A 19643-nucleotide genomic window follows, 5' to 3' on the forward strand; every position below is an offset into this window, starting at 1 on the left:
GACTGATGGGCCTCGCCATGAGGCCGCACATCCCACGATGGAAGGGGGGCCGGGCGCCGAGTCCGGCCCCCCTCGTCTCGTCAGCCCCGCAGGGTCCAGCGCTGGTTCGCGCCGGCGTGGCAGGACCAGAGCTGCAGACGGCTGCCGTTGGCCGTGGCGTTGCCGGACACGTCCAGGCACAGTCCCGACTGGACGCCGGTGATGGTGCCGTTGGCGTTGACCGTCCACCGCTGGTTGGCGCCGCCGTTGCAGTCCCAGATCACGACCGGGGTCCCGGTGGCGGTGCCCTGGCCGGAGGCGTCCAGGCACTTGTTCCCGAACACCGTGAACTGCCCGGACGACGTCCGCGACCACCGCTGGGTGGCCACCCCGGAGCAGTCCCAGATGTGCGTCGGGGCTCCGTTGGCGTTGCTGTTGTTCTGCACGTCGACGCACCGGTTGGACTGCACGCCCACGATCTCCACGGTCTGCGGAGTGGTGGTGCCGCCCTGCGGCCCGGCGGCGTTCATGACGGCCTGGGCGCCCGACGGCCAGTTGCCGTTGGAGACGACGACGTTGTTGTTGACGACGTTGCCCCGGTCACCGTTGGTCACGTTGGTGGAACTGCTGCTGGTCCAGTTCCCGGTGACCGTCCAGTTGCCCATGTTCTCCCCGCCCCAGTAGTTGGCGGTGGCCCACACCCCGATGGAGGAGAAGACGTTGTTCCTGACGGTGTAGTACTTGGACCCCTCGTCGAAGTAGACGCCGAAGTGCCCGTTGGTGCGCAGGCAGTAGTTGTCGCTGATGACCGCGCCCGGGTTCCACGACAGGGTGTAGATGCAGCCGCCGTCGTTCATCTGCTGCATCACGTCGTGGACGTAGTTCCCGATGAGCCGGTTGTTCGAGGCGGTCGTCGGGGTCGTGTAGCGGGGCTGGTAGTTGTACAGGCCCCGGTTGGCGTACTGGGTGTTGCCGCCGGTGTCGTTGGCGCCCCAGCCGTAGCCGATCGACATGCCGGTGTAGGGCATGTTGTAGACCTCGTTGTACGACACCGTGGCGTCGCTGACGTAGGTGGTCAGCACCGACACGATGCCCCGGTAGTCCAGCCCCAGGTCGTGGATGCGGTTGTGGCTGATCGTGATGTTGCGGTTGACCATGCGCTGGTCGCTGGGGTGGTGGGCGTCGGCCCTGACCCCGCCGACCACGACGCCGCCGGCCGAGCTGCGCGCGATCTCCGACCGGGTGATCGTGATGTTGCTGGCCGCCAGGCCGACGCCGCTGGTGGTGGCGTTGGCGTCGTTGCCGATCCCGATGGCGGTCTGCCCCAGGTTGACGAACTGCGAGTCGCCGAACGTGATGTTGTCGGCGGCCGAGATCTGCACGGCGGCGGGCATCTGGTTCCAGTTGGGCCGGGCCGCCTCGAACTGCGTGCAGCCGTTGTGGCAGGTCGAGAAGCCGGGCCAGTTCCAGTTGCCGTAGATGTAGGAACCGGTCTGCTGGTCGACGAAGCCCTGGTTGCTGCTCGGCCCGAGCCAGGTCGTGCCGGTGAAGGTGATGCCGGAGAAGGCGATGTGGTGGGCGGGCGCGGACAGGGTGCCGCCCACCGACACGAGCGACTGCAGCACCGGCAGTTCGACGCTGAGGCTGCTCATGTTCTGCCCGGCGGCCGGGATGTAGTAGAGCACCCCGGTGCCGGTGTTGAGGTACCACTCGTTGGCGGCGTCGAGGAACTCGTAGGCGTTGGTCAGGTAGAGCGGCCCGGCCCGGTGGGGCTGGGTGAAGGTGTCGTAGCCGAAGTTGTTGTTGTTCCAGGCCGGCTGCTGCATCGTGATCTGGCCGCCGCTGATGCTCTGCACCGGGGAGTACCGATCGGTGAACGACCCCACGCTCTCCATCTCGACCCGGCTCTGGTTCGCCAGGTTGTTGAGGTAGTTCAGGGCGCTGCTGGTGAAGCGCATGCCGGTGCTGCTCGCGGTGAAGTCGGCCCGGTTGACCTGCGTGCGCGCCCGGATCGCGGCCGCGCCGTTGACGTAGAGCTGCCGTGAGTCGACGCCGGTGCCGACGTTGGCCCGCCAGATGTTCCTGGCGGAGTCGGCGAGCGTCCAGCCGGTGACGGCCCTCGCGCCGGTGATCACAGGCCGGGCCCCCGCGGCGGCCTGCCAGCGCACGGTGTAGCCGTTGTTGCCCGAGTCGGCCGCCGTCAGGCGGAGCGGCGCGGTCAGCCGGTAGGTGCCCGCGGCCAGTTCGACCACGATGTCACCGGACATGCCGGCGTTGAGCGACCGCACGGCCGTCTGCGCCGCCGGGATGGAGCACGGCTGCGCCGAGGTGCACGCGCTGCCCGAGCCGGTGGCCGAGACGTACAGGGTCGTCGTCGCCGCGGCGGCCGGGGAGACCGGGGCCGCGACGGTGACCGCGACGGTGAGCCCGAGCGCGGTCGTCCCTGCGGACAGCAGCCTTCTCAGGGCGGGTAAGGAGAACGGGAGCATGGAGCCTTCCTTGGGGGGAGCGTTCGGCCGGAGGCCGCTTTCTCAGGCGCGCGTCCAGCGCTGGTTGGTGCCGCCGTGGCAGGCCCAGATGTGCACCCGGGAGCCGTTGGCGGTGCCGTAGTTGGACACGTCGAGGCACTTGTTGGCGCCGAGGGCGGTGACACTGCCGTCGGAGTTGAGGCGCCACTTCTGGTTGTTCTGGCCGTTGCAGTCCCAGATGATCACCGCGGTCCCGTCGGCCGTGCCGCCGCCGTTCACGTCGAGGCACTTGCCGCCGTAGACCCGCAGCTCACCGGCGGCGGTGGCGGTCCACTGCTGGTTGGCCTGCCCGTTGCAGTCCCAGAGCTGGGTCACCGCGCCGTTGGCCTGGGAGGCGCCGCTGACGTCCAGGCAGCGGCCCGAGCCGACCCCGCGCAGCGGAGCGGTCGTGCCCGGAGAGGTGGTGGGCGTGGGCGTCGGCGACGGCGAGGGGTTGGGGCCGCTGCCGAACTGGGAGAAGAACTTCCAGACCTCGCCCTTGGTCCAGGTCGTGACGCCGCTCTCCCCGTAGGTGCCGTCGACCGGGCCGGGCATGTGCCCGTTGTCGAAGGCGGCCCACACGACCGGGTAGCCGGCGCGGCAGCCGGAGTAGGTCGTCAGGGTGTGGGTGCGGCTGCCCGCGGCGGGCTCGGGCGGGTTCTGCGCGGTGCATCCGTTGTTGCGGACGAACCGGTCGCGCAACGACCGTCCCTGGGAGATGTTGAGCACGTTGTCGGTGATCCCGTGCAGTCCCATGTACGCGATCGGCTGCGTGCCGCCCTCACATCCGCTGAGCTGCGCGCCGGCGAAGACAGCGACCGCGCGGAAGACCGTCGCCCGCGAGCAGGCCAGGGAGTAGCTCATGCCGCCGCCGTAGCTGAAGCCGGTGGCGAAGCGCTGGGTGGTGTCGACGCACAGGTCGCTCTCGATGCGCGCGATCATGTCGTCGACGAAGCGCACGTCCTCGCCGCCGGAGTTGGCCCAGCCGTTGCCGAAGCCCTGCGGCGCGACCAGGATGGCGCTGTTGTTCGACTGCTCCTGCTGCCCGTAGTAGGACCACGCGGTCCCGCTGGTGCCGCCGGAGGCGACGTCGTTCATGGTGCCGCCCCGCCAGTGGAAGGCGAAGATCAGCCGGTACTGCCGGTTGTTGTCGTAACCGTCGGGCACCCTCAGGATGAACTGCCGGGTCTTGCCACTGCTCTGGATGGTCTGCGTACCGCTGCGGAGCGTCGGCGCCTTGCCGCACCCGGCGGTCGCGGCGGCGCCGGCCGGGGTGGCGACCAGCCCCGAGGCCAGCACCAGCCCGGCTGCGGCCACGACGGCCGCGAAGATCGTTTTTAATCTTGACGTCATGCGACTTCCTCTGCGCTCGGTAGGACGATGAGGTCGCTCTCGACCGGCTTCAGGGCAGGCGAACAGGGCCGGCGCGTCCGGCATGCCGTTCAGGGGAGACGAAGGCGGCCCGGCCGGTGACCGGAGTGGCACCACCGGATACTGGCCGGGGCCGCCGTGACATCTGTGTGGCGCATATCGGTCTGATCAGGGGCTCGGGAGAAGGAAGAGCCTTCTCACCTGCGGCTCCTCATCGACGACCTCTGCGGAGGGATGCGGCGTCCATCCTCAGACGATGCGCAGTTCACGAACATGTGAGCGTTAACACGCGCACACGTCGCCACAGCTCCTTTCTTCCTGTGAATCCACCCTGACAGGTCTTGCGTAGCAAACAACAGGCGAGCGGGCAGCGTCAAGAGTATGAAACATTCCGACAAACTCGGGGGCGTGTCGCGGACCCGGGGGTCCTGCGCTTACAGGCCTCCCCGTGCTCTCCGCGTAGATCGCGACCTGCTGAAATCTTCATTTCGGGACGCCCAGCGCGCGCAGCTCCGGTTTGCGGATCTTGCCGGAACCGGTCTTCGGGAGGGCGTCGACGACGTCGAAGTACACCGGGATCTTGTACTTCGCCAGCCGGTCGCGTAGGAAGGCGGTCAGCTCCCCGGTGCTCACCTCCGCGCCCGCCACGGGCACCAGGAAGGCGCGGCCCACCTCACCCCACCGGGGGTCGGGCACGCCGACCACGGCGGCCTCAGCCACCGCCGGATGGGTGAACAGCACCGCCTCGACCTCGGCGGGATAGACGTTCTCACCGCCGGAGATGTACATGTCCTTGACGCGGTCGACGATTGTGAGGTGCCCTTCGCCGTCCATGACCCCGATGTCGCCGGAGTGGAACCAGCCGTCCTCGGTGAGGGCGGCGGCGGTCGCCGCGGGGTTGCGCCAGTAGCCGGGGGTGACGTTCGGCCCCTGGATGAGTACCTCGCCGGGTGTTCCGGGGGGCGCGTCCACCCGCACGTCGGCGAAGAAGACCGGCACCCCGGCCGAGCCCGCCCGGCGTTCGCTGTCGGCCGCCTCCAGGAAGGTGGCGCCGGGGGCGGTCTCGGTCAGTCCGTAGCCCTGGCAGAAGACCAGGCCGCGTTCCTGGTACGCGCGGATCAGCGCCACCGGGATCGGCGCCCCGCCCGACATGAGGGTGCGCAGCGACGACAGGTCGGCGTCGCGCCATCGGGGCGACCGGGCGAAGTCGGCGAACATGGTGGTGACGCCGAACATCCACGTGACGCGGTGCTCCTCGATGAGGTCGTAGCAGCGGTCGGCGTTCCACGACGGCATGATCACCGAGGTGCCGCCCTTGAGGAAGGTCGGCAGGAGGGTCTGGTTCAGGGCCGCGACGTGGAAGAGGGGCGCGCTGATCAGCGTCACCTCGGTGCTCGTCAGGTCCACGCCGATCATCATGTTGACGCAGTTCCACACCAGGTTGGCGTGGGTCAGCATGGCGCCCTTCGGGCTGCCGGTGGTGCCCGAGGTGTAGAGGATCAGCGCCACGTCCTCGGGCGCGACCGCCACGTCGATGGGGGCGGGGTCGCCGGCCGCGATCCACGTCTCGATCTCGTCGAGGTCGGCGGCCGGGATCTCCACCCCCTTCTGGGCGTGGGCGGGGTCGTACACGAGGAGGGACGCGCCCGAGTCGCGCAGCATGTACATGATCTCGGGCCCGGCCAGGCGGAAGTTCAGCGGGACGAACACCCCGCCGCGCAGGTGGGTGGCGAACATGGTCTCGGCCAGCGCCACGTGGTTGGGGCCGAGGTAGGCGACCCGGTCTCCCGGCCGGATGTCCAGCCGGGAGGCCAGGCGGGTGGTCCTCTCGTGGAACTCGGCGTAGGTCACCGCACGGCCGGCGTACACGAACGCGGTCCGGCCGGGGCTCATCCGGGCGCGGCGGGCCGGCCAGCCGCCGAGCCCGGCGTTACGCATCGGTGGCGGCGAGGTCTCGGGTGCTGGTCTCCCGCAGCGCCAGCACGCAGACGACGGTCAGCAGGCAGCAGACCGCGATGACGACGGACACCGCCGTGGTGCCGCCGCCGCCAGACGAGGCGTCGATCTGGGCGAACAGCAGCGGCCCGAGGCCGGCGCCGAGCCCGGCGAACTGGTAGCCGAGCGAGGCCCCCGTGTACCGGTTCCTGGTGGGGAAGAGTTCGGCGTAGAGCGCCGCGAGGGGGCCGTACATCAGCGGGTGGATGATCGCCTGGCCGATCACCAGCGCCAAGGTGAGCACGACGACGCTGCCGGTGTTCACCATCGGGAACAGCACGAACGCGAAGGCGGCCATCAGCAGCGCGCCGACGAGCACGACCGGCCGCCGGCCCGTCCGGTCGGACAGCGCCGACCAGCCGATGATGCTCACCACCGCCAGCGCCGACGAGAGGGTCAGGCCGTTCAGCACGTCCTGGCGGGCGAAGCCGGTCCGCACCCCGTAGGCGATCAGATAGGTGGTGAGCGTGCCCTGGGCGACGAAGGCCGACAGGCCGACGCCCACGCCGAGCAGCAGGGTCCGGGGATGGTCGCGCAGCACCTCCAGCAGCGGCATCCGGGCGGGCCGCTCGGCCGCCGTGAACACCGGGGTCTCCTCGACCCGCAACCGGACGAACAGCCCGACCGCCAGCAGCAGGATGCTCAGCAGGAAGGGCACCCGCCAGCCCCAGCTCAGGAACGCCTGCTCGTCGAGGAGCGCGGCGGTGCCGCTCAGCGCGCCGGTCGAGAGCACCATGCCGAACGGAGCGCCGGCGTTGGTGAAGCTCGCCCACAGGCCGCGCCTGCTGGTCGCGTGCTCCGCCGACATCAGCACGGCCCCGCCCCACTCACCGCCGATGGCGAGGCCCTGCACGATCCGCAGCGCGACGAGCGCGACGGGGGCGAGCACGCCGATCTGCTCGTATGTGGGCAGCACGCCGATGAGGAAGCTCGCCAGGCCCATCAGGGTCATGGTGAGGACCAGCATGCGCTTGCGGCCGAGCCGGTCGCCGAAGTGACCGAAGATCACCCCGCCCAGAGGCCGGGCGAGATAGCCCGTGGCGAAGGTGCCGAAGCTGGCGACCGTGGCCGTGAGCGGGTCGAGGGTGGAGAAGAAGACCTTCCCGAAGACCACGGCCGAGGCGGTGGCGTACAGCAGGAAGTCGTAGTACTCGATGACGCTGCCCAGGAAGCTCGAGGCCACCGCGCGGCGGAGCTGAACCTGGTTGTGGGGTAAGACCGACGGGTCCGACATGACAAGCTCCTCGATCAGGGAGTGAGCCGCTGCGCCTGCTGCCCGGAGGTTAGGCACATTCGTGACGGACGTCAATCCTTTGCCAACTATCAACTCAGACCGAGCAGCCGGGCCGCGTTCTCCTTGAGGATCTTCGGCCGGACCTCGGGCTTGATGTCGAGTTTGTCGAAGTCGGCGAGCCACCGGTCGGGCGTGATCATCGGGTAGTCGGAGCCGAACAGCACCTTGTCCTTGAGCAGCGTGTTGGCGTACTGGACGAGGATCGGCGGGAAGTACTTCGGCGACCAGCCCGACAGGTCGATGTAGACGTGGGGCTTGTGGGTGGCGACCGCCAGGGCCTCGTCCTGCCAGGGGAACGACGGGTGGGCCAGGATGATGCGCAGCTCGGGGAAGTCCACGGCGACGTCGTCGACCAGCATCGGGTTGGAGTACTTCAGCCGGATCCCGCCGCCGCCGGGCAGGCCCGCGCCGATGCCGGTCTGACCGGTGTGGAACAGCGCCGGCACGCCCAGCTCCTCGATCGCCTCGTAGAGGGGGTAGGCCGCCCGGTCGTCGGGCGCCATGCCCTGCACGCTCGGGTGGAACTTGAAGCCGCGCACCCCGTACTCGGCCACCAGCCGGCGGGCCTCCCTGACGCCCGCCCTGCCCTTCCACGGGTCGACGCTGGCGAACGGGATCAGCACGTCGGCATGGGCGGCGCAACTCTCCGCCACCTCCTCGTTGGAGATGCGCGGATGCCCGGTGGCGTGCTCGGCGTCGACGGTGAAGACCACGGCGGCCATGCGGCGCTCGCGGTAGTGGGCGGCGATCTCGGGGATCGTCGGCCGGGCCCCCTCTTTGAAGTACTTCGCCGAGGCGGCGACCAGGTCGTCGCTCAGCGACGCGTGCCCGTCGGCGGAGACCTCGGCGTGCGTGTGGACGTCGATGGCGACCAGTTCGTCGACGTTCATGGGACCTCCTTGGGCACAAATCTGACTTTCGTCAATTATGTGCCTGACATCTGGCCCGTCTACGCTTTCGCTGTGACCATCGGCGGCGACGACGAACCGGCCGCGCCCTCCGCGCGCCCCCAATCCCTGATCTTCAGCTTCCTCGGCGTCTACGCCCTCGACCGCGGCACCGCCATCTCCTCGGGCAGCGTCATCGAGGTGTTCGCCCGCCTCGGCGTCTCCGAGGAGGCCGTCCGGTCGACGCTCGCGCGGATGGTCAAACGCAACCTGCTGGTCCGCCACCGGCTCGGCCGGAGGGTCTACCTCGGGCTCACCCCCCACGCCGAGACGGTGCTGCGCGACGGCCGCCGCCGCGTCTGGGAGACCGGCGCGGTGAACCGCGACTGGGACGGCACCTGGACCGTCGTCGGCTTCTCGTTGCCCGACAGCCGCCGGAGCACCCGCCACGACCTGCGCTCACGCCTGATCTGGGCCGGATTCGGGCCGCTCCAGAGCGGGCTGTGGATCACCCCGGGCACCAAGGACGTCACCGGCGTCTTCGACGGCCTCAATGTCGACGACCACGTCACGGTGCTGACCGCCCGCGCCTACACCCCCACCGAGGCCGCCGACCTGGTCGCCAAGGCCTTCGACATCGAGCAGATCGCCCGCCGCTACCGCGCCTTCCTGGCCCGGTGGGACGTGCCCCGGCCGCTCCCCGACGCCCCCGACGCCCTGGTCAGGCAGCTGCTGCTGCACACCGACTGGTTGCAGCTCGTCCGGCAGGACCCCCACCTGCCGGCCGAGCACCTCCCCGACGACTGGCCGGCCATCCGGGCGGAGCAGGTCTTCCACGCGCGCGCGGAAGAATACGTGCGCCCCGCCCGGCTGGTCGCCGACGGCGTCCTGGACGAACTCATCCCATGACGCAGGCCGTGCCGTTGAGCGTGAACCCGGACGGGTTCGTGTTGGTGCCGCTGTAGGTGCCCTGGACGCCGAAGCCGGCCCGGCCCTGCGGTGCGATGGTGCCGTTGTAGTTCACGTTGCGCGCGGTGACCTGCGTGCCCGACTGCGTCACGGTGGCGTTCCACGCGTTGGTGACCCGCTGGTTGCCTGCCCACGACCACGTGACGGTCCAGCCGTTGACGGGCGTCGTCCCGGTGTTCGTGACGCTGACCTCGGCGGTGAACCCGTTGTTCCACGTGTTGGGCACGTAGGTGACCCGGCACCCGGAACCGGGGCTCGGCGACGGGCTGGGCGACGGGCTGGGCGACGGGGACGGACTGGGAGAGGGACTCGGCGAAGGCGAAGGTGAAGGCGAAGGGGACGGGGACGGGCTCGGCTCGCTGGTCAGGCCGAAGAACTGGATCGCGGCCGCGGCCATGCCGGTGCTCGGCAGGCTGTGCCCGGCGCCCTGGATGCTGTACGCCTCGACCCGCACCGTGCCGGACGAGTCGGCGTAACGGCGGCGGTTCCAGTTGGCCTGCGGGGTGTCGCTGCTGGTGGGCGTCTGGCTCAGGCCGAACACGTTCGTCCACTGGTCGATCGCCTGCTGGTGGGTGGCGTAGTAGACGAGGGTGTCGTTGGTGCCGTGCCAGAGCTGGACCCTCGGCCGGGGGCCGCTGTAGCCGGGGTAGGCGGCCCGGACCAGGTCACCCCACTGCTGCGGCGTCTTGTTGATGCGCCCGGAGGCGCAGTCGCTGACACCCGGCGACGGCACGTAGTCGGCCTCGTTCGGGAAGCACGCGAACGGCACCCCCATGAACGCCGCTCCGGCCTTGAACACGTCGGGGTAGTTGCCGAGCATGATGTTGGTCTCCATGCCCCCGGCGGAGCTGCCGGTGACGAAGAGACGGTTGGCGTCGCCGTTGTGGCGCTGCCGCGTGTAGGTGACCATCGACATCAGCGAGACGGGGTCGCTGCCGCCGTTGCGCACCTGCGAGGCCGCCGACCACGAGTCGAAGCAGTTGCCCTTCTTGGACGCCGACGGGTAGATGACGATGAAGCCGTACTGGTCGGCGAGAGATCGGAACTCCGAGCTGGAGTAGAACCCCGGTCCGGAACCTCCGCATCCGTGCATGGCGAGCACGATCGCCGGGCTGGGCCGCACGTTGTCCGGCACGTACAGGTGCATACGCAGGTTGCCGGGGTTGCTGCCGAAGTTGGTCACCTCGGTCAGCGTGGCAGCGGCCGCGGGTTGTCCGGCCGCCAGGATCGTGGCGGCGTACACCACTCCGGCGGCGACGACTGCGGTCAATCGCTTCATCGGCCCTCCTCTGGTCGACGTCCTGACGTCAGCCGGTATACGAGCGGCGCGGAACCCCGGTCAAGGTTCGCCCGTACGCGATCACAATCGAATGATCATGGAAATGCGCTGCTCACGCTGGTCATCGGGCCAGTGCTTATCAAGTAGCTTGATATGTGGGGCGGGAAACTTACATCGCCCGTTATGGTCATCCGGTGAACCCGCCCAGGCTGAGCTATCTGGTCTACCGGCTGGAGCGCCGCATCCGCGCCCGGCTCGACGAGGCCCTCGCGCTCCACGGCATCACGACGACCGAATACATGGCGCTCGGCGAACTGCGCGTACGCGACGGCCTGTCGTCGGCCGAACTGGCCCGCATCGCCTTCGTCACCCCGCAGGCGATGAATCTGGTGGTCCGCGACCTGGAGAGACGTGGTCTCATCCACCGTGACGCCCACCCGGACGGCGGGCGGATCCTGCGGGTCCACCTGTCCCGCCAGGGCCGGGCGGCGCTGCGCAGGTGCGACCGCGCGCTCGACGGCATCGAGGACGAGATGCTGGCCGGCCTCGACGACAGCACCCGCGTCACGCTGCTGGAGGCCCTGACGTGGTGCACCCGCGCACTGCACCCGCCCGGGGCTGGGTGACCTCCCGAAATCACCCAGACCCGGTGGTGGACTCCGGGCGTTCCCGCCCCACGTCCACCGACTGGTCGGCGCCGCCGCGGCGTCCCAGACCGGGGTCTGGGCGCCGTCGGCGGCGCCGGAGTTCGGCAGGACCGAGCCGCGCGTCCCCTACGGCTCTACCGGTCGGACAGGGACCGGATCACCGAGGGAGACCGCGGGTCAGGTCCGGCTCCACCGCTGGTTGGCCCCGTTCCAGCAGGAGTAGACCTGGATCAGGGCGCCGTTGCCGGAGCCGGCGGCGTCCAGGCACAGGCCCGACTGCACGTTCCTGATGCTGCCGTCGGAGTTGATGGTCCACTTCTGGTTCGCGCCGCCCCAGCAGGTGTAGATCTGCACCTTCGCGCCGTTGCCGGTCCCGGCGGCGTCGAGGCACTTGTTGCCGTAGACCCGCAGTTCCTGCGCCGAGGTGTAGCTCCACTGCTGGTTGCTGTTGGTGTGACAGTCGTAGAGCTGGACCTGCACGCCGTCGGTCGTCGAGGCGCTCGGCACGTCGACGCACCGGTTCGACTGCTGGCCGCGGATCTGTTGCCCGGTGCCCGGCGTGGGCGTGGGGTTCGGCGTGGGCGAGGTGCCCGGCGAGGGCGAGGTGCTCGGCGACGGCGACGGGTTGGGCGTCGCGGCGTTGAGGGCGTTCAGCACCGAGTTGTAGGCGGCCTTCTTGTTGCCGCTGGTGTCGAAGAGCAGCGGGCTGGTGTTGGCGCCCAGCCAGGAGTCGCTGTCACGCACGCCCCACACGGTGATGCCGGTGCAGCGCGCCACCGCGAGGCAGTCGTTCACGACGGCGGCGTAGGTCTGGGCCGAGCCGCCCTGGATGTCCAGCTCGGTGATCTGCACGTCGACGCCGAGAGCCGCGAAGCTCTGGATGGTCGTGCGGTAGTTGCTGTTGTACGGGCTCTGGCTGTTGAAGTGGGACTGGAGTCCGACGCAGTCGATCGGCACGCCGCGCTGCTTGAAGTCGCGGACCATGTTGTAGACGGCCTGGGTCTTGGCCCAGCTCCAGTTGTCGATGTTGTAGTCGTTGTAGCAGAGCTTGGCGGCCGGGTCGGCGTTCCGCGCGGTGCGGAAGGCCACCTCGATCCAGTCGTTGCCGGTCCGCTGGAGGTTGGAGTCACGGCGGCCGCCGGAGTTGCCGTCGGCGAAGGCCTCGTTGACGACGTCCCAGGCGTAGATCTTGCCCTTGTAGTGGCCCATCACGCCGTTGATGTGGTCGATCATCGCCTGGCGGAGCGAGCTCCCGGACGTCTGCTCCATCCAGCTCGGCTGCTGGGAGTGCCAGGCCAGCGTGTGGCCGCGCACCCGCTTGCCGTTCTGCACCGCCCAGTTGTAGATCCGGTCGCCGGCCTGGAAGTTGAACTGCCCCCGGTTGGGTTCGGTGGCGTTGATCTTCATCTCGTTCTCGGCGGTGATCATGTCGAACTCGCGGTTCGCGATCGTCGTGTACTGCGAGTCACCCAGCTTGCCCTGGGCGATGGCGGTGCCGAAGTACCGCCCGCTCTGCTGCGCGGCGGCGGCCAGCGTGCTGCCGGCGGCGTCCGCCGGCACCGTCACCATCAGCGCGGCGCCCACGATTCCGACGACGCTCACCACACCGGCGCTGAAGACCCTCCGAAGGGAGGATGCGGGTAATGCGTTCATACCCATGCCTGACTCCATAACTGAAATCACCGAAAGAGGGAATGCGGGAACCCGGCGAACGACGCCGCACCCCAGACCGCTGGCGCACACCACTGATGGCGTCATGACCGGCGGCCCCTCTGATCACCACATCAGGCCGGGCCGACCGCCTCGGAGACTTAGTGTGGAAACCCAACCGAAACATGTCAACACCGGAGCGAAATTTTCGGCGGCCATGCACCCTGGCCTGATATCCGCCGCGAGCACGTGTACAGGCGTCAACGAGGCAGTGTGTCGCGGGAGGGCGGCGAAAATTTACCGGTGCCGCACAACTGCAAGTTTCATGCTCACGCCGTAATTTACGGACGCCGAAACGGCTTGTCAGCAGGGCACGCCACCCCGTCGCGGCCCCCGAGGGCCCTTGACGCCGTCCCACCCGCTGTATTTACTCACCGCCAGCACCACCGACGCCGGGACGCCGAAGGGAGGTCGCACTACGACTTGGTAGCGCTAACAGGGCCGAGCCTGTTCAGCGCGACGTCGTAGGGCCTGGGTGGCACCACACTCCTGGGTCCCCGTGTCCGTCGCTCCGCCTCCTCCGGGAGGCGGAGCGACGCCCGGACCGGTGGTTTCACCGATGTCCGGCGCACGCCTGTCCCGAGACCATGCCCATATGGCCGACAAGCCGGTTCGACCCTCGTCCGCCGCCGAGCTGACGACCCTGCCCACCCCGCGCGCCGGCTCTGGCCGTTACCCTCCGGCGACCAGGCGGCCCCGGAACTCGGCGGTCGCGCTCTGGATCAGCTGGTTCAGGTGCTCGATCTCGGCCTCGGTCGGTTCGCGCCGGAGTTCGGCGTTGATCGCGAAGTCGCCGTTCTCGACGGTCACGGCGAGGTCGGCGAGCAGGTCGTTCGGCAACCTGCCGAGAACGAACTCCCGGAACGCGTCGGCGATCGCCCCCTGGACGTCGCCGCAGCCGCACGACCGCCCGGCCGCGATGGCCGTGAGGTGGCTCCGCCCGGTGATCGCGTCGGGGTGCGCGACGTCCAGCGTCGCCAGCCCTGCCTCCACGACGTGCCGGGCCTCGTCGAGCCGGTCGGCGTGCTGAAGGAAGAGCCCGAGCGCGATCCGCGAACGGCCGAGGATCTCGTGGTCGGTGCCGAGGTCGGCCACACCGACGGCCGCCCGCAGCCGTTCCTCCGCCTCGCCAGGACGATCCGCCGCCGCCAGCGCGAGACCCCAATTGCGCAGCACCTGGGCGTGGAACTCCGGACGACCGAGGCGGTCGGCGATGGCCTGGGCCCGGGCGTAGGTGGCGAACGCCCCGGCCGTGTCACCGGTTTCGTCCTGCGCCATGGCGAGGGCGAGCGCCGCCGTCAACGCGTCCTCCTCCCGGCCCTGCCGGTCGTAGGAGGCGAGCACCTTCCCGATCGCCTCGACCCGTCCGGCCTGGTCGCCGGAGTCGCGACCGGCGTTGGCGAGCTGGGAGAGCACGTTGAGCGTCGCCTGGTGGTCGGGGCCCAGGCGCTCCTCCAGGGCGTCGGCGAGCCGGGCGAGCACGGCCTTCCCCAGCATCGGGTCGCGGGCCGACCGGTCGACCGCCGCGTACGCGACGCCCGCGACCACCTCGTCGGGCAGCCGGTCGAGCGCGGAGAACGGGGGCTCGCCGGTGTCACCGGCCACGACGATCTCTCCCCGCGCCGCCAGCGCGGCGGCGACCCGCTCGTGACCGCTGCGCCAGTAGACGCCGACCGCCTCCTCGACGACCTGGCGCGCCTGCGCGACGTCGCCGCGCCGCAGGAGCACATCGGCCAGCGGTTCGAGCGCGAAGGCGTGACCGGGGTGGTCCCGGCCGTAGAAGACCTCACGGTCGCGGAGGTTGCGGCGCAACTCGGTCTCGGCCTCGTCGAGCCGTCCGGCGACGTCCAGCGCCATGCCGAGGTTGAGCCCGTAGGTCAGCTGCTCCTTGCGGGTCTCGGGGTCGCCGGACGGCGGGCCGGAGCAGGCGCTGCGAAAACATTCGACCGCCCGGTCGGACTGACCGGAGGCGAAGAGGAGGTTGCCGAAATCGCACTGGGCGGAGGCCCATTCTGGGCTTTCCCGGCCGTGCCGGCTCTCGACGGCCAGCAGTTCTCTCCGCATGACTTGTTCGGCGTCGACCAGCCGGCCCTCGTGCAGGAGCCCGAACGCGATGTCGAGCGACGACGGTGATCTTGACATGCCGGGAGTATAGGGACGTCCACCGACACGACCCCGAGGGCGTCAGCCGATCGGTTCGAGCAGCCGCCGTGGCGTGTTGATCGCGTCGGACACCGGGTCGTCGCCCTGGTCGGCCGGGTCGAACCCCGGGCCGGGCTCGACCCGGGTCTCCGTGACCGGCACCAGCTCGCCGCACCGCTCGCAGCGCCCGGCGGGGTCGAGCAAGCCCCCGTCGCCGTCGTGGCGGACCGCGCGTCGCGCCCCGCCCGGCGAATAGTGGGTGTCGCCCCAGCTCATCAGGGTCCGCACGACCGGCCACAGTTCGACGCCCTTGGGGGTCAGCCGGTATTCGACGGTCGCGCCCTCCTCGCGGGTGAGCACGCCTTCCCGTACGAGCAGCTTCAGCCGGTTGGTCAGCACGGCACGCGGGATCTTCAGCTGGGTGGCAAAGTCGCCGAACCGGCGCACCCCGAAGAACGCGTCGCGGACGATCAGGAGCGTCCACCGCTCACCGACGACCTCCAGCGCGCGCGCCAGTGAGCAGTTGCGGTCGGCATAGGTGCTGGGCAGGGTCATGCGCCCGATTCTACCCACCTCGGTTCGGTGACTGAACTGTGCGTGCTACGTTGTAGTTCAGTCACCGAACCAGCCACGTGAGGATCGTCCATGTACCAGTTCGTCGTCTCGTTCACCGTCCGGCCCGAGCACCGCGACGACTTCGTCCGCGCGGCGCGGAAGACCGCGCGCGACTCCCTCGCGAACGAGCCCGGCTCCCGGCGGTTCGAGGTCATCGCCGACGAGGCGAACCCCGACGTCTTCTACCTGAACGAGGTCTACGCCGACGTCGACGCCTTCAACGCGCACGCCGCGGGCCCCTACTTCGGCGCGTTCTTCGCCGAGGCCGGCGCCTACGCCGAGGGGCCGACCTGGCTCATGCGCGGCACCGTCGTCACCGACCACCAGCCTCGGCGCAGGGCGTAGGCCCAGGCCGCGACGCCGAGGGCGAGGCCCCACACGGTCCAGAGCATGCCCGGCACGTTCACCCCCCACGAGGCGGGGTCGACGCCCATCCGGACGTTCATCAGCCCGGCGGGAACCAGCACCACCGCCACGACCGACGCCGGGACGACGGCCAGCGCGGGCGGCACCCGTTCGCCCGCCCTGAACCAGACCCAGCGGGGATAGACCTCGCCCCACCGGCTGACCAGGCCGTGGGTGAGCACGCATCCGCCGATCGACCCGATCGCCCCGCCGAGACCCACCTCCAGCATCCCCGGCGTCTGCCGCATCATGAGCAGGAAGTCCTCGGGGATGCCGAGCGGTACCCCGAAGTACCAGGCGATCCTGGTGATCTCATAGGGAACGGGCGCGGCGCACGCCACGTAGACGGCCCACCGGCCCCAGCGACGGGCCGCCTCCGGGGTGGTCCACCGCGGGCGGTGGTAGGCGAGGGCCGCCAGGGCCCACAACAGGCCGCCCAGGAAGACGATGATCAGGTTCACCCGGTGCCAGTACAGGATGTCCCCGATGCCGTCCTGCGGACCCGGCACGCCCGTGAAGGCGAACACCAGCAGCAGCGGCGCGAAGGCCAGCACGAGCAGGGTGTAGTCGGGGATCGCGAGCGCCAGCGTCGCCGCCATGGTCCAGCCGAAGACCAGCATCACCGTCCGGGCCCAGCCCCGTCCCCACCCACGCGCCATCGCCACCGCGACGACCGCGCCCGCCAGCCCGGCGACGGCCATGACGGGCGCCACGACCCCGGCCCGGCTGCCCTCCAGGATCGACCCCGACGCGCGGTCGGCGGCGACGGGCGCGAACGGGAACCCGCCGCCGCCCAGCGCCCAGAACACCCCGAGCGCCCCATAGACCGCCGACCAGGCGGCCGCGGCGTACCCGGCCCAGGTCGGCCAGTGCCTCCACCAGCGGAGCATCACTTCATCACGTCCTCACATCCGGTTGGCACCAGCCTTGGGTACGCCGGGCCGCCCGCCCATATGCCGTTCGGCACATAGGCGACGGGCCGGCCGCCTACCTAGGCTCAGGACATGCGCACCCGAATCACCCGGCCGGTCGACGGCCGCCTGATCGCGGCGATCACCGGCGGCGCGGGCGTCGTGTCGCTGACCGTCACCGCCGTGACAGTGGCGACCGGCGGGCAGAACGACGCGTCCGGGTGGACCGTCGCCGAGTCCGGGTGCCTGCTCTCGCTGATCATCGTGGCGGTCCGCGCCGCCCCCGCTCGCGCCGCGCTCACCGCTGCGGCGCTCGCGGGCCTGGCCACGCCGTCTCTGCTGCTCCGGTACGGTCTGGGCACTCCGACCCCCGAGGCGGTGGCCGGTTTCGCCGTCTGGGCTATGTCGGCGGCGCTCGCCGCCACGGTCGGCCTCTATCTCCGGTCCCTGGACGACCGCCGCACCCGCTCGGTGCTCGACGCACGCCGGGCCCAGCGCACCCAGCTCGCCCGCGACCTGCACGACTTCGTCGCCCACGACATCAGCGGCATGCTCGCCCAGGCCCAGGCCGGCCGGGTCCTCGCCCAACACGACCCCCGACGCGCGGCCGCCCTCTTCGAGCGCATCGAACAGACCGCCCTCCAGGCCCTGGCGTCGATGGACCGCACCGTACGGATGCTCGACGACTCCGCCGACCGGACGCCGCTCCCCTCCTTGGCGGACCTCCGGGACCTGTGCGACCGCTTCTCCGGCGCCACGACCGTCCACCTGGACATCGGCCCCCGGCTCGACCACCCGGCCAGGGAGGCGGCGGCCACGGCCTATCGGGTCGTCGTCGAGGCCCTGACCAACGTCCGCCGCCACGCGCCGACGGCGAGCCACGTGGAGGTGACCGTGACCGATGTCCCCGGCCCGGCCCTGCGGGTCACCGTGACCGACGACGGCCCCGGCGGAACCCGCCGCGGCGGCGGTTCGGGCCTGCCGGGCCTGACCGAACGGGTCGAGGCGCTCGGCGGCACGCTGTCCGCGGGCCCGCACCCGCCGCGCGGCTGGCGGGTCGAGGCGACCATGCCGTCGGTGACGACGTGATCCGCGTCCTGGTGGCCGACGACCAGGCGGACATCCGCAGCGCGTTCCGGATCATCATCGACGCCCAGCCCGACATGACCGTCGTCGCCGAGGCCGCGTGCGGCGCCTCGGCCGTCGAACAGGCCCGGCACCTGCGCCCGGACGTCGTGCTCGCCGACATCCGGATGCCGCGCCTCGACGGCCTCGAAGTCACCCGCCTGCTCGCCGGACCGGACGTGCGCGACCCGATCCGCGTCGTGGTCGTCACCACCTTCGACCTCGACGAATACGTCCACACGGCACTGCGCAACGGCGCCTGCGGCTTCCTGCTGAAACGGTCGAGCCCGGCGATGCTCGCCGAGGCGGTCCGCGCGGCCGTGTCGGGCGACACCCTCATCAGCCCGCAGATCACCGTGCGCCTCCTGCGCGACCTCACCACCCCGTCGCAGGCGAGCCCGGCCGGCCTCACCGCCCGCGAACTGGAGATCACCCGCCTGGTCGCCCAGGGCCACACCAACGCCGAGATCGCGGCGGCCCTGTTCATCACGGCGGGCACGGTCAAGAACCACGTCGCCGGGATCCAGCGGAAGCTCGCGACGAGGAACCGGGTGGGCATCGCCGCGTGGGCCTGGTCCACGGGCAACGCCCGGCGCCCGGCGTGAAAGTTTCACGCCCGGCCGTCGCTGACCTCGTGCCGTGCGAACGCGCCCTCGGCATTTCGGTCAGGTAATGCAAGATTCAACCATGGCCGATGAGTGGGCGGCCGCCCGGGAGCTCGGAAGGTTCCTCCGGTCCCGGCGGGAGCAGACGACGCCGGGAGAACTCGGGCTGGAGCCCGGCCCGAGGCGGAAGGTCGAAGGACTGAGACGTGAGGAGGTGGCGGTGCTGGCCGGTCTGAGCACCGACTACTACCAGCGTCTGGAGCAGGGCCGGAGTGTGCGTCCCTCCCAGACCGTCCTCGACTCGATCGCCGACGCGCTCGACCTGGACGAGGTGGAACGCCGCCACCTGATGAGGCTGGCGCAGCTCACGCGCCGGCCGCATGCGTCGTCAGGACGGGCGGCCGACCGGGTGCCGAGGAACGCGCGGCTGCTGCTCGCGTCGGTCGGCCTGCCCGCGTTCGTCGCCAGCCGGCATCTCGACATGCTCGCGTGGAACCATCTGGCCGCGGCGTTGCTGGGCGATCCGGGCCGGCTGCCGCCCGACCGGCGCAACGTGCTGCTCACCCTCTTCCACGAGATTCCCAGGCCGCGCTGCTCGGCCTGGGAATCTGTGGCGCTCGACTACATCGGCGTCCTGCGTGCCGCCGTCTCCACCGACCCCGACCACCCCCGAGCGGTCGCGGTCGTGGCGGAACTCAGCATGACCAGCTCCGAGTTCCGCCGGATGTGGGCCCGGCACGACGTCAGAGAGGGCGTCCACGGCACGAAGACCTTCCAGCACCCCCACGTCGGCGACATCGCCGTCGAGTGGGACGCCTATCCGCTGCGGCCCCCGCCCGGCCCGCTCATGGTCGTGTTCACTCCGCAGCCCGGGCACGAGGAGCGGCTGCGGCTCCTGAAGGTCGTCGCGGACGCCGACGGGTCAGCGCTCCCACACCTCCCAGGCGGTTGACGTCCCCACGCAGGCGTACCAGTCCCCGGCGTGCCCCTCCTGCTCCGCCCTCCAGTTCTCGTAGTAGCGCTCTACGCCCTCGCAGTAGAGCTGCCCCGCGTAGGACTTGGCGAAGGTGTGGAGCAACGTGGCCGCCTGCGCCGGGGCGGCGAGCAGGCCGACGCTGGAGACGGCGGCCACGGCCATGACGGCGACACGTGTTCTGAGCTGCACGGTACGGCTCCCATCTGGGCGGATCCGGATGTCGTAC

At 70.5% G+C, this 19643-nt stretch carries 17 protein-coding genes; 6 read left to right on the forward strand and 11 right to left on the reverse strand.

From position 1 onward, the window contains the following. Positions 1-80: 80 nt before the first annotated feature. The 5 genes from QSK34_RS20555 to QSK34_RS20575 all read right to left on the reverse strand — a co-directional run bounded on the left by QSK34_RS20555 (position 81) and on the right by QSK34_RS20575 (position 8036). Positions 81-2468 (reverse strand): RICIN domain-containing protein, encoded by a 2388-nt coding sequence (locus QSK34_RS20555; protein ID WP_285585880.1) that lies wholly within the window; start codon positions 2466-2468, stop codon positions 81-83. A 42-nt stretch (positions 2469-2510) separates the two neighbouring features. Further along, positions 2511-3839, reverse strand: coding sequence for a lectin (locus QSK34_RS20560; RefSeq protein ID WP_285585881.1), 1329 nt, complete (start codon positions 3837-3839; stop codon positions 2511-2513). 501 nt (positions 3840-4340) lie between these two features. Further along, complete coding sequence (locus tag QSK34_RS20565) at positions 4341-5795, reverse strand: acyl-CoA synthetase (RefSeq protein WP_285585882.1); 1455 nt, start codon at positions 5793-5795, stop codon at positions 4341-4343. Beyond that, the gene (locus QSK34_RS20570; protein ID WP_285585883.1) at positions 5788-7086 is read right to left on the reverse strand and encodes an MFS transporter; all 1299 of its coding nucleotides are present in this window, start codon (positions 7084-7086) and stop codon (positions 5788-5790) included. Before QSK34_RS20570 ends, QSK34_RS20565 begins: the two co-directional genes overlap by 8 nt. An 89-nt stretch (positions 7087-7175) precedes the next feature. Beyond that, complete coding sequence (locus QSK34_RS20575; protein ID WP_285585884.1) at positions 7176-8036, reverse strand: amidohydrolase family protein; 861 nt, start codon at positions 8034-8036, stop codon at positions 7176-7178. A 72-nt stretch (positions 8037-8108) separates the two neighbouring features. Between QSK34_RS20575 and QSK34_RS20580 the strand changes: the two genes are divergently transcribed. Beyond that, complete coding sequence (locus QSK34_RS20580) at positions 8109-8942, forward strand: PaaX family transcriptional regulator (RefSeq protein ID WP_285585886.1); 834 nt, start codon at positions 8109-8111, stop codon at positions 8940-8942. On the opposite strand, the gene QSK34_RS20585 is transcribed toward QSK34_RS20580, so the two are convergent. Beyond that, the gene (locus QSK34_RS20585) at positions 8932-10281 is read right to left on the reverse strand and encodes an extracellular catalytic domain type 1 short-chain-length polyhydroxyalkanoate depolymerase (RefSeq protein ID WP_285585887.1); all 1350 of its coding nucleotides are present in this window, start codon (positions 10279-10281) and stop codon (positions 8932-8934) included. The genes QSK34_RS20580 and QSK34_RS20585 overlap by 11 nt on opposite strands. A gap of 194 nt (positions 10282-10475) precedes the next feature. On the opposite strand from QSK34_RS20585, the gene QSK34_RS20590 reads away from it, so the two are divergent. Then, on the forward strand, positions 10476-10907 hold the full coding sequence (locus QSK34_RS20590; RefSeq protein WP_285585888.1) for a MarR family winged helix-turn-helix transcriptional regulator: 432 nt from the start codon (positions 10476-10478) through the stop codon (positions 10905-10907). 198 nt (positions 10908-11105) lie between these two features. Here QSK34_RS20590 and QSK34_RS20595 read toward each other — a convergent pair whose 3' ends face one another. The 3 genes from QSK34_RS20595 to QSK34_RS20605 all read right to left on the reverse strand — a co-directional run bounded on the left by QSK34_RS20595 (position 11106) and on the right by QSK34_RS20605 (position 15335). Beyond that, positions 11106-12530: an endo-1,4-beta-xylanase gene (locus tag QSK34_RS20595; protein WP_285585889.1), complete on the reverse strand. Its 1425-nt coding sequence runs from the start codon at positions 12528-12530 to the stop codon at positions 11106-11108. A 780-nt stretch (positions 12531-13310) separates the two neighbouring features. Continuing rightward, entirely contained in the window at positions 13311-14780 is a 1470-nt protein-coding gene (locus QSK34_RS20600; protein WP_285585890.1) for a tetratricopeptide repeat protein, read from the reverse strand. 42 nt (positions 14781-14822) lie between these two features. Next, positions 14823-15335: a winged helix-turn-helix transcriptional regulator gene (locus tag QSK34_RS20605; RefSeq protein WP_285585891.1), complete on the reverse strand. Its 513-nt coding sequence runs from the start codon at positions 15333-15335 to the stop codon at positions 14823-14825. Positions 15336-15425: 90 nt separating this feature from the next. Between QSK34_RS20605 and QSK34_RS20610 the strand changes: the two genes are divergently transcribed. Beyond that, positions 15426-15740, forward strand: coding sequence for a putative quinol monooxygenase (locus QSK34_RS20610; protein WP_285585892.1), 315 nt, complete (start codon positions 15426-15428; stop codon positions 15738-15740). On the opposite strand, the gene QSK34_RS20615 is transcribed toward QSK34_RS20610, so the two are convergent. Beyond that, a complete protein-coding gene (locus QSK34_RS20615) occupies positions 15668-16690 on the reverse strand; it encodes a hypothetical protein (RefSeq protein WP_285585893.1) in 1023 nt (340 codons plus the stop codon). The two genes, QSK34_RS20610 and QSK34_RS20615, sit on opposite strands and share 73 nt — an antisense overlap. Positions 16691-16804: 114 nt before the next feature. Here QSK34_RS20615 and QSK34_RS20620 point away from each other — a divergent pair, with 114 nt between their 5' ends. The 3 genes from QSK34_RS20620 (at position 16805) to QSK34_RS20630 (ending at position 19393) form a co-directional block, all read left to right on the forward strand. Beyond that, a complete protein-coding gene (locus tag QSK34_RS20620; RefSeq protein ID WP_285585894.1) occupies positions 16805-17800 on the forward strand; it encodes a sensor histidine kinase in 996 nt (331 codons plus the stop codon). Beyond that, on the forward strand, positions 17797-18441 hold the full coding sequence (locus tag QSK34_RS20625) for a response regulator (RefSeq protein ID WP_285585895.1): 645 nt from the start codon (positions 17797-17799) through the stop codon (positions 18439-18441). Before QSK34_RS20620 ends, QSK34_RS20625 begins: the two co-directional genes overlap by 4 nt. A gap of 82 nt (positions 18442-18523) precedes the next feature. Beyond that, the gene (locus tag QSK34_RS20630; protein WP_285585896.1) at positions 18524-19393 is read left to right on the forward strand and encodes a helix-turn-helix transcriptional regulator; all 870 of its coding nucleotides are present in this window, start codon (positions 18524-18526) and stop codon (positions 19391-19393) included. On the opposite strand, the gene QSK34_RS20635 is transcribed toward QSK34_RS20630, so the two are convergent. Further along, positions 19364-19606 (reverse strand): hypothetical protein, encoded by a 243-nt coding sequence (locus QSK34_RS20635; RefSeq protein ID WP_285585898.1) that lies wholly within the window; start codon positions 19604-19606, stop codon positions 19364-19366. The genes QSK34_RS20630 and QSK34_RS20635 overlap by 30 nt on opposite strands. Positions 19607-19643 lie beyond the last annotated feature (37 nt).

The organism is Herbidospora sp. NBRC 101105 (genome assembly GCF_030269205.1).
Taxonomy (GTDB): domain Bacteria; phylum Actinomycetota; class Actinomycetes; order Streptosporangiales; family Streptosporangiaceae; genus Herbidospora; species Herbidospora solisilvae.

Coding starts and splice junctions, on each gene's coding strand:
- QSK34_RS20575 (WP_285585884.1), bottom strand. CDS start 8,036: ATGAACGTCGACGAACTGGTCGCCATCGACGTCCACACGCACGCCGAG.
- QSK34_RS20615 (WP_285585893.1), bottom strand. CDS start 16,690: ATGCTCCGCTGGTGGAGGCACTGGCCGACCTGGGCCGGGTACGCCGCG.
- QSK34_RS20630 (WP_285585896.1), top strand. CDS start 18,524: ATGGCCGATGAGTGGGCGGCCGCCCGGGAGCTCGGAAGGTTCCTCCGG.
- QSK34_RS20600 (WP_285585890.1), bottom strand. CDS start 14,780: ATGTCAAGATCACCGTCGTCGCTCGACATCGCGTTCGGGCTCCTGCAC.
- QSK34_RS20555 (WP_285585880.1), bottom strand. CDS start 2,468: ATGCTCCCGTTCTCCTTACCCGCCCTGAGAAGGCTGCTGTCCGCAGGG.
- QSK34_RS20570 (WP_285585883.1), bottom strand. CDS start 7,086: ATGTCGGACCCGTCGGTCTTACCCCACAACCAGGTTCAGCTCCGCCGC.
- QSK34_RS20565 (WP_285585882.1), bottom strand. CDS start 5,795: ATGCGTAACGCCGGGCTCGGCGGCTGGCCGGCCCGCCGCGCCCGGATG.
- QSK34_RS20560 (WP_285585881.1), bottom strand. CDS start 3,839: ATGACGTCAAGATTAAAAACGATCTTCGCGGCCGTCGTGGCCGCAGCC.
- QSK34_RS20620 (WP_285585894.1), top strand. CDS start 16,805: ATGCGCACCCGAATCACCCGGCCGGTCGACGGCCGCCTGATCGCGGCG.
- QSK34_RS20605 (WP_285585891.1), bottom strand. CDS start 15,335: ATGACCCTGCCCAGCACCTATGCCGACCGCAACTGCTCACTGGCGCGC.
- QSK34_RS20610 (WP_285585892.1), top strand. CDS start 15,426: ATGTACCAGTTCGTCGTCTCGTTCACCGTCCGGCCCGAGCACCGCGAC.
- QSK34_RS20585 (WP_285585887.1), bottom strand. CDS start 10,281: ATGAAGCGATTGACCGCAGTCGTCGCCGCCGGAGTGGTGTACGCCGCC.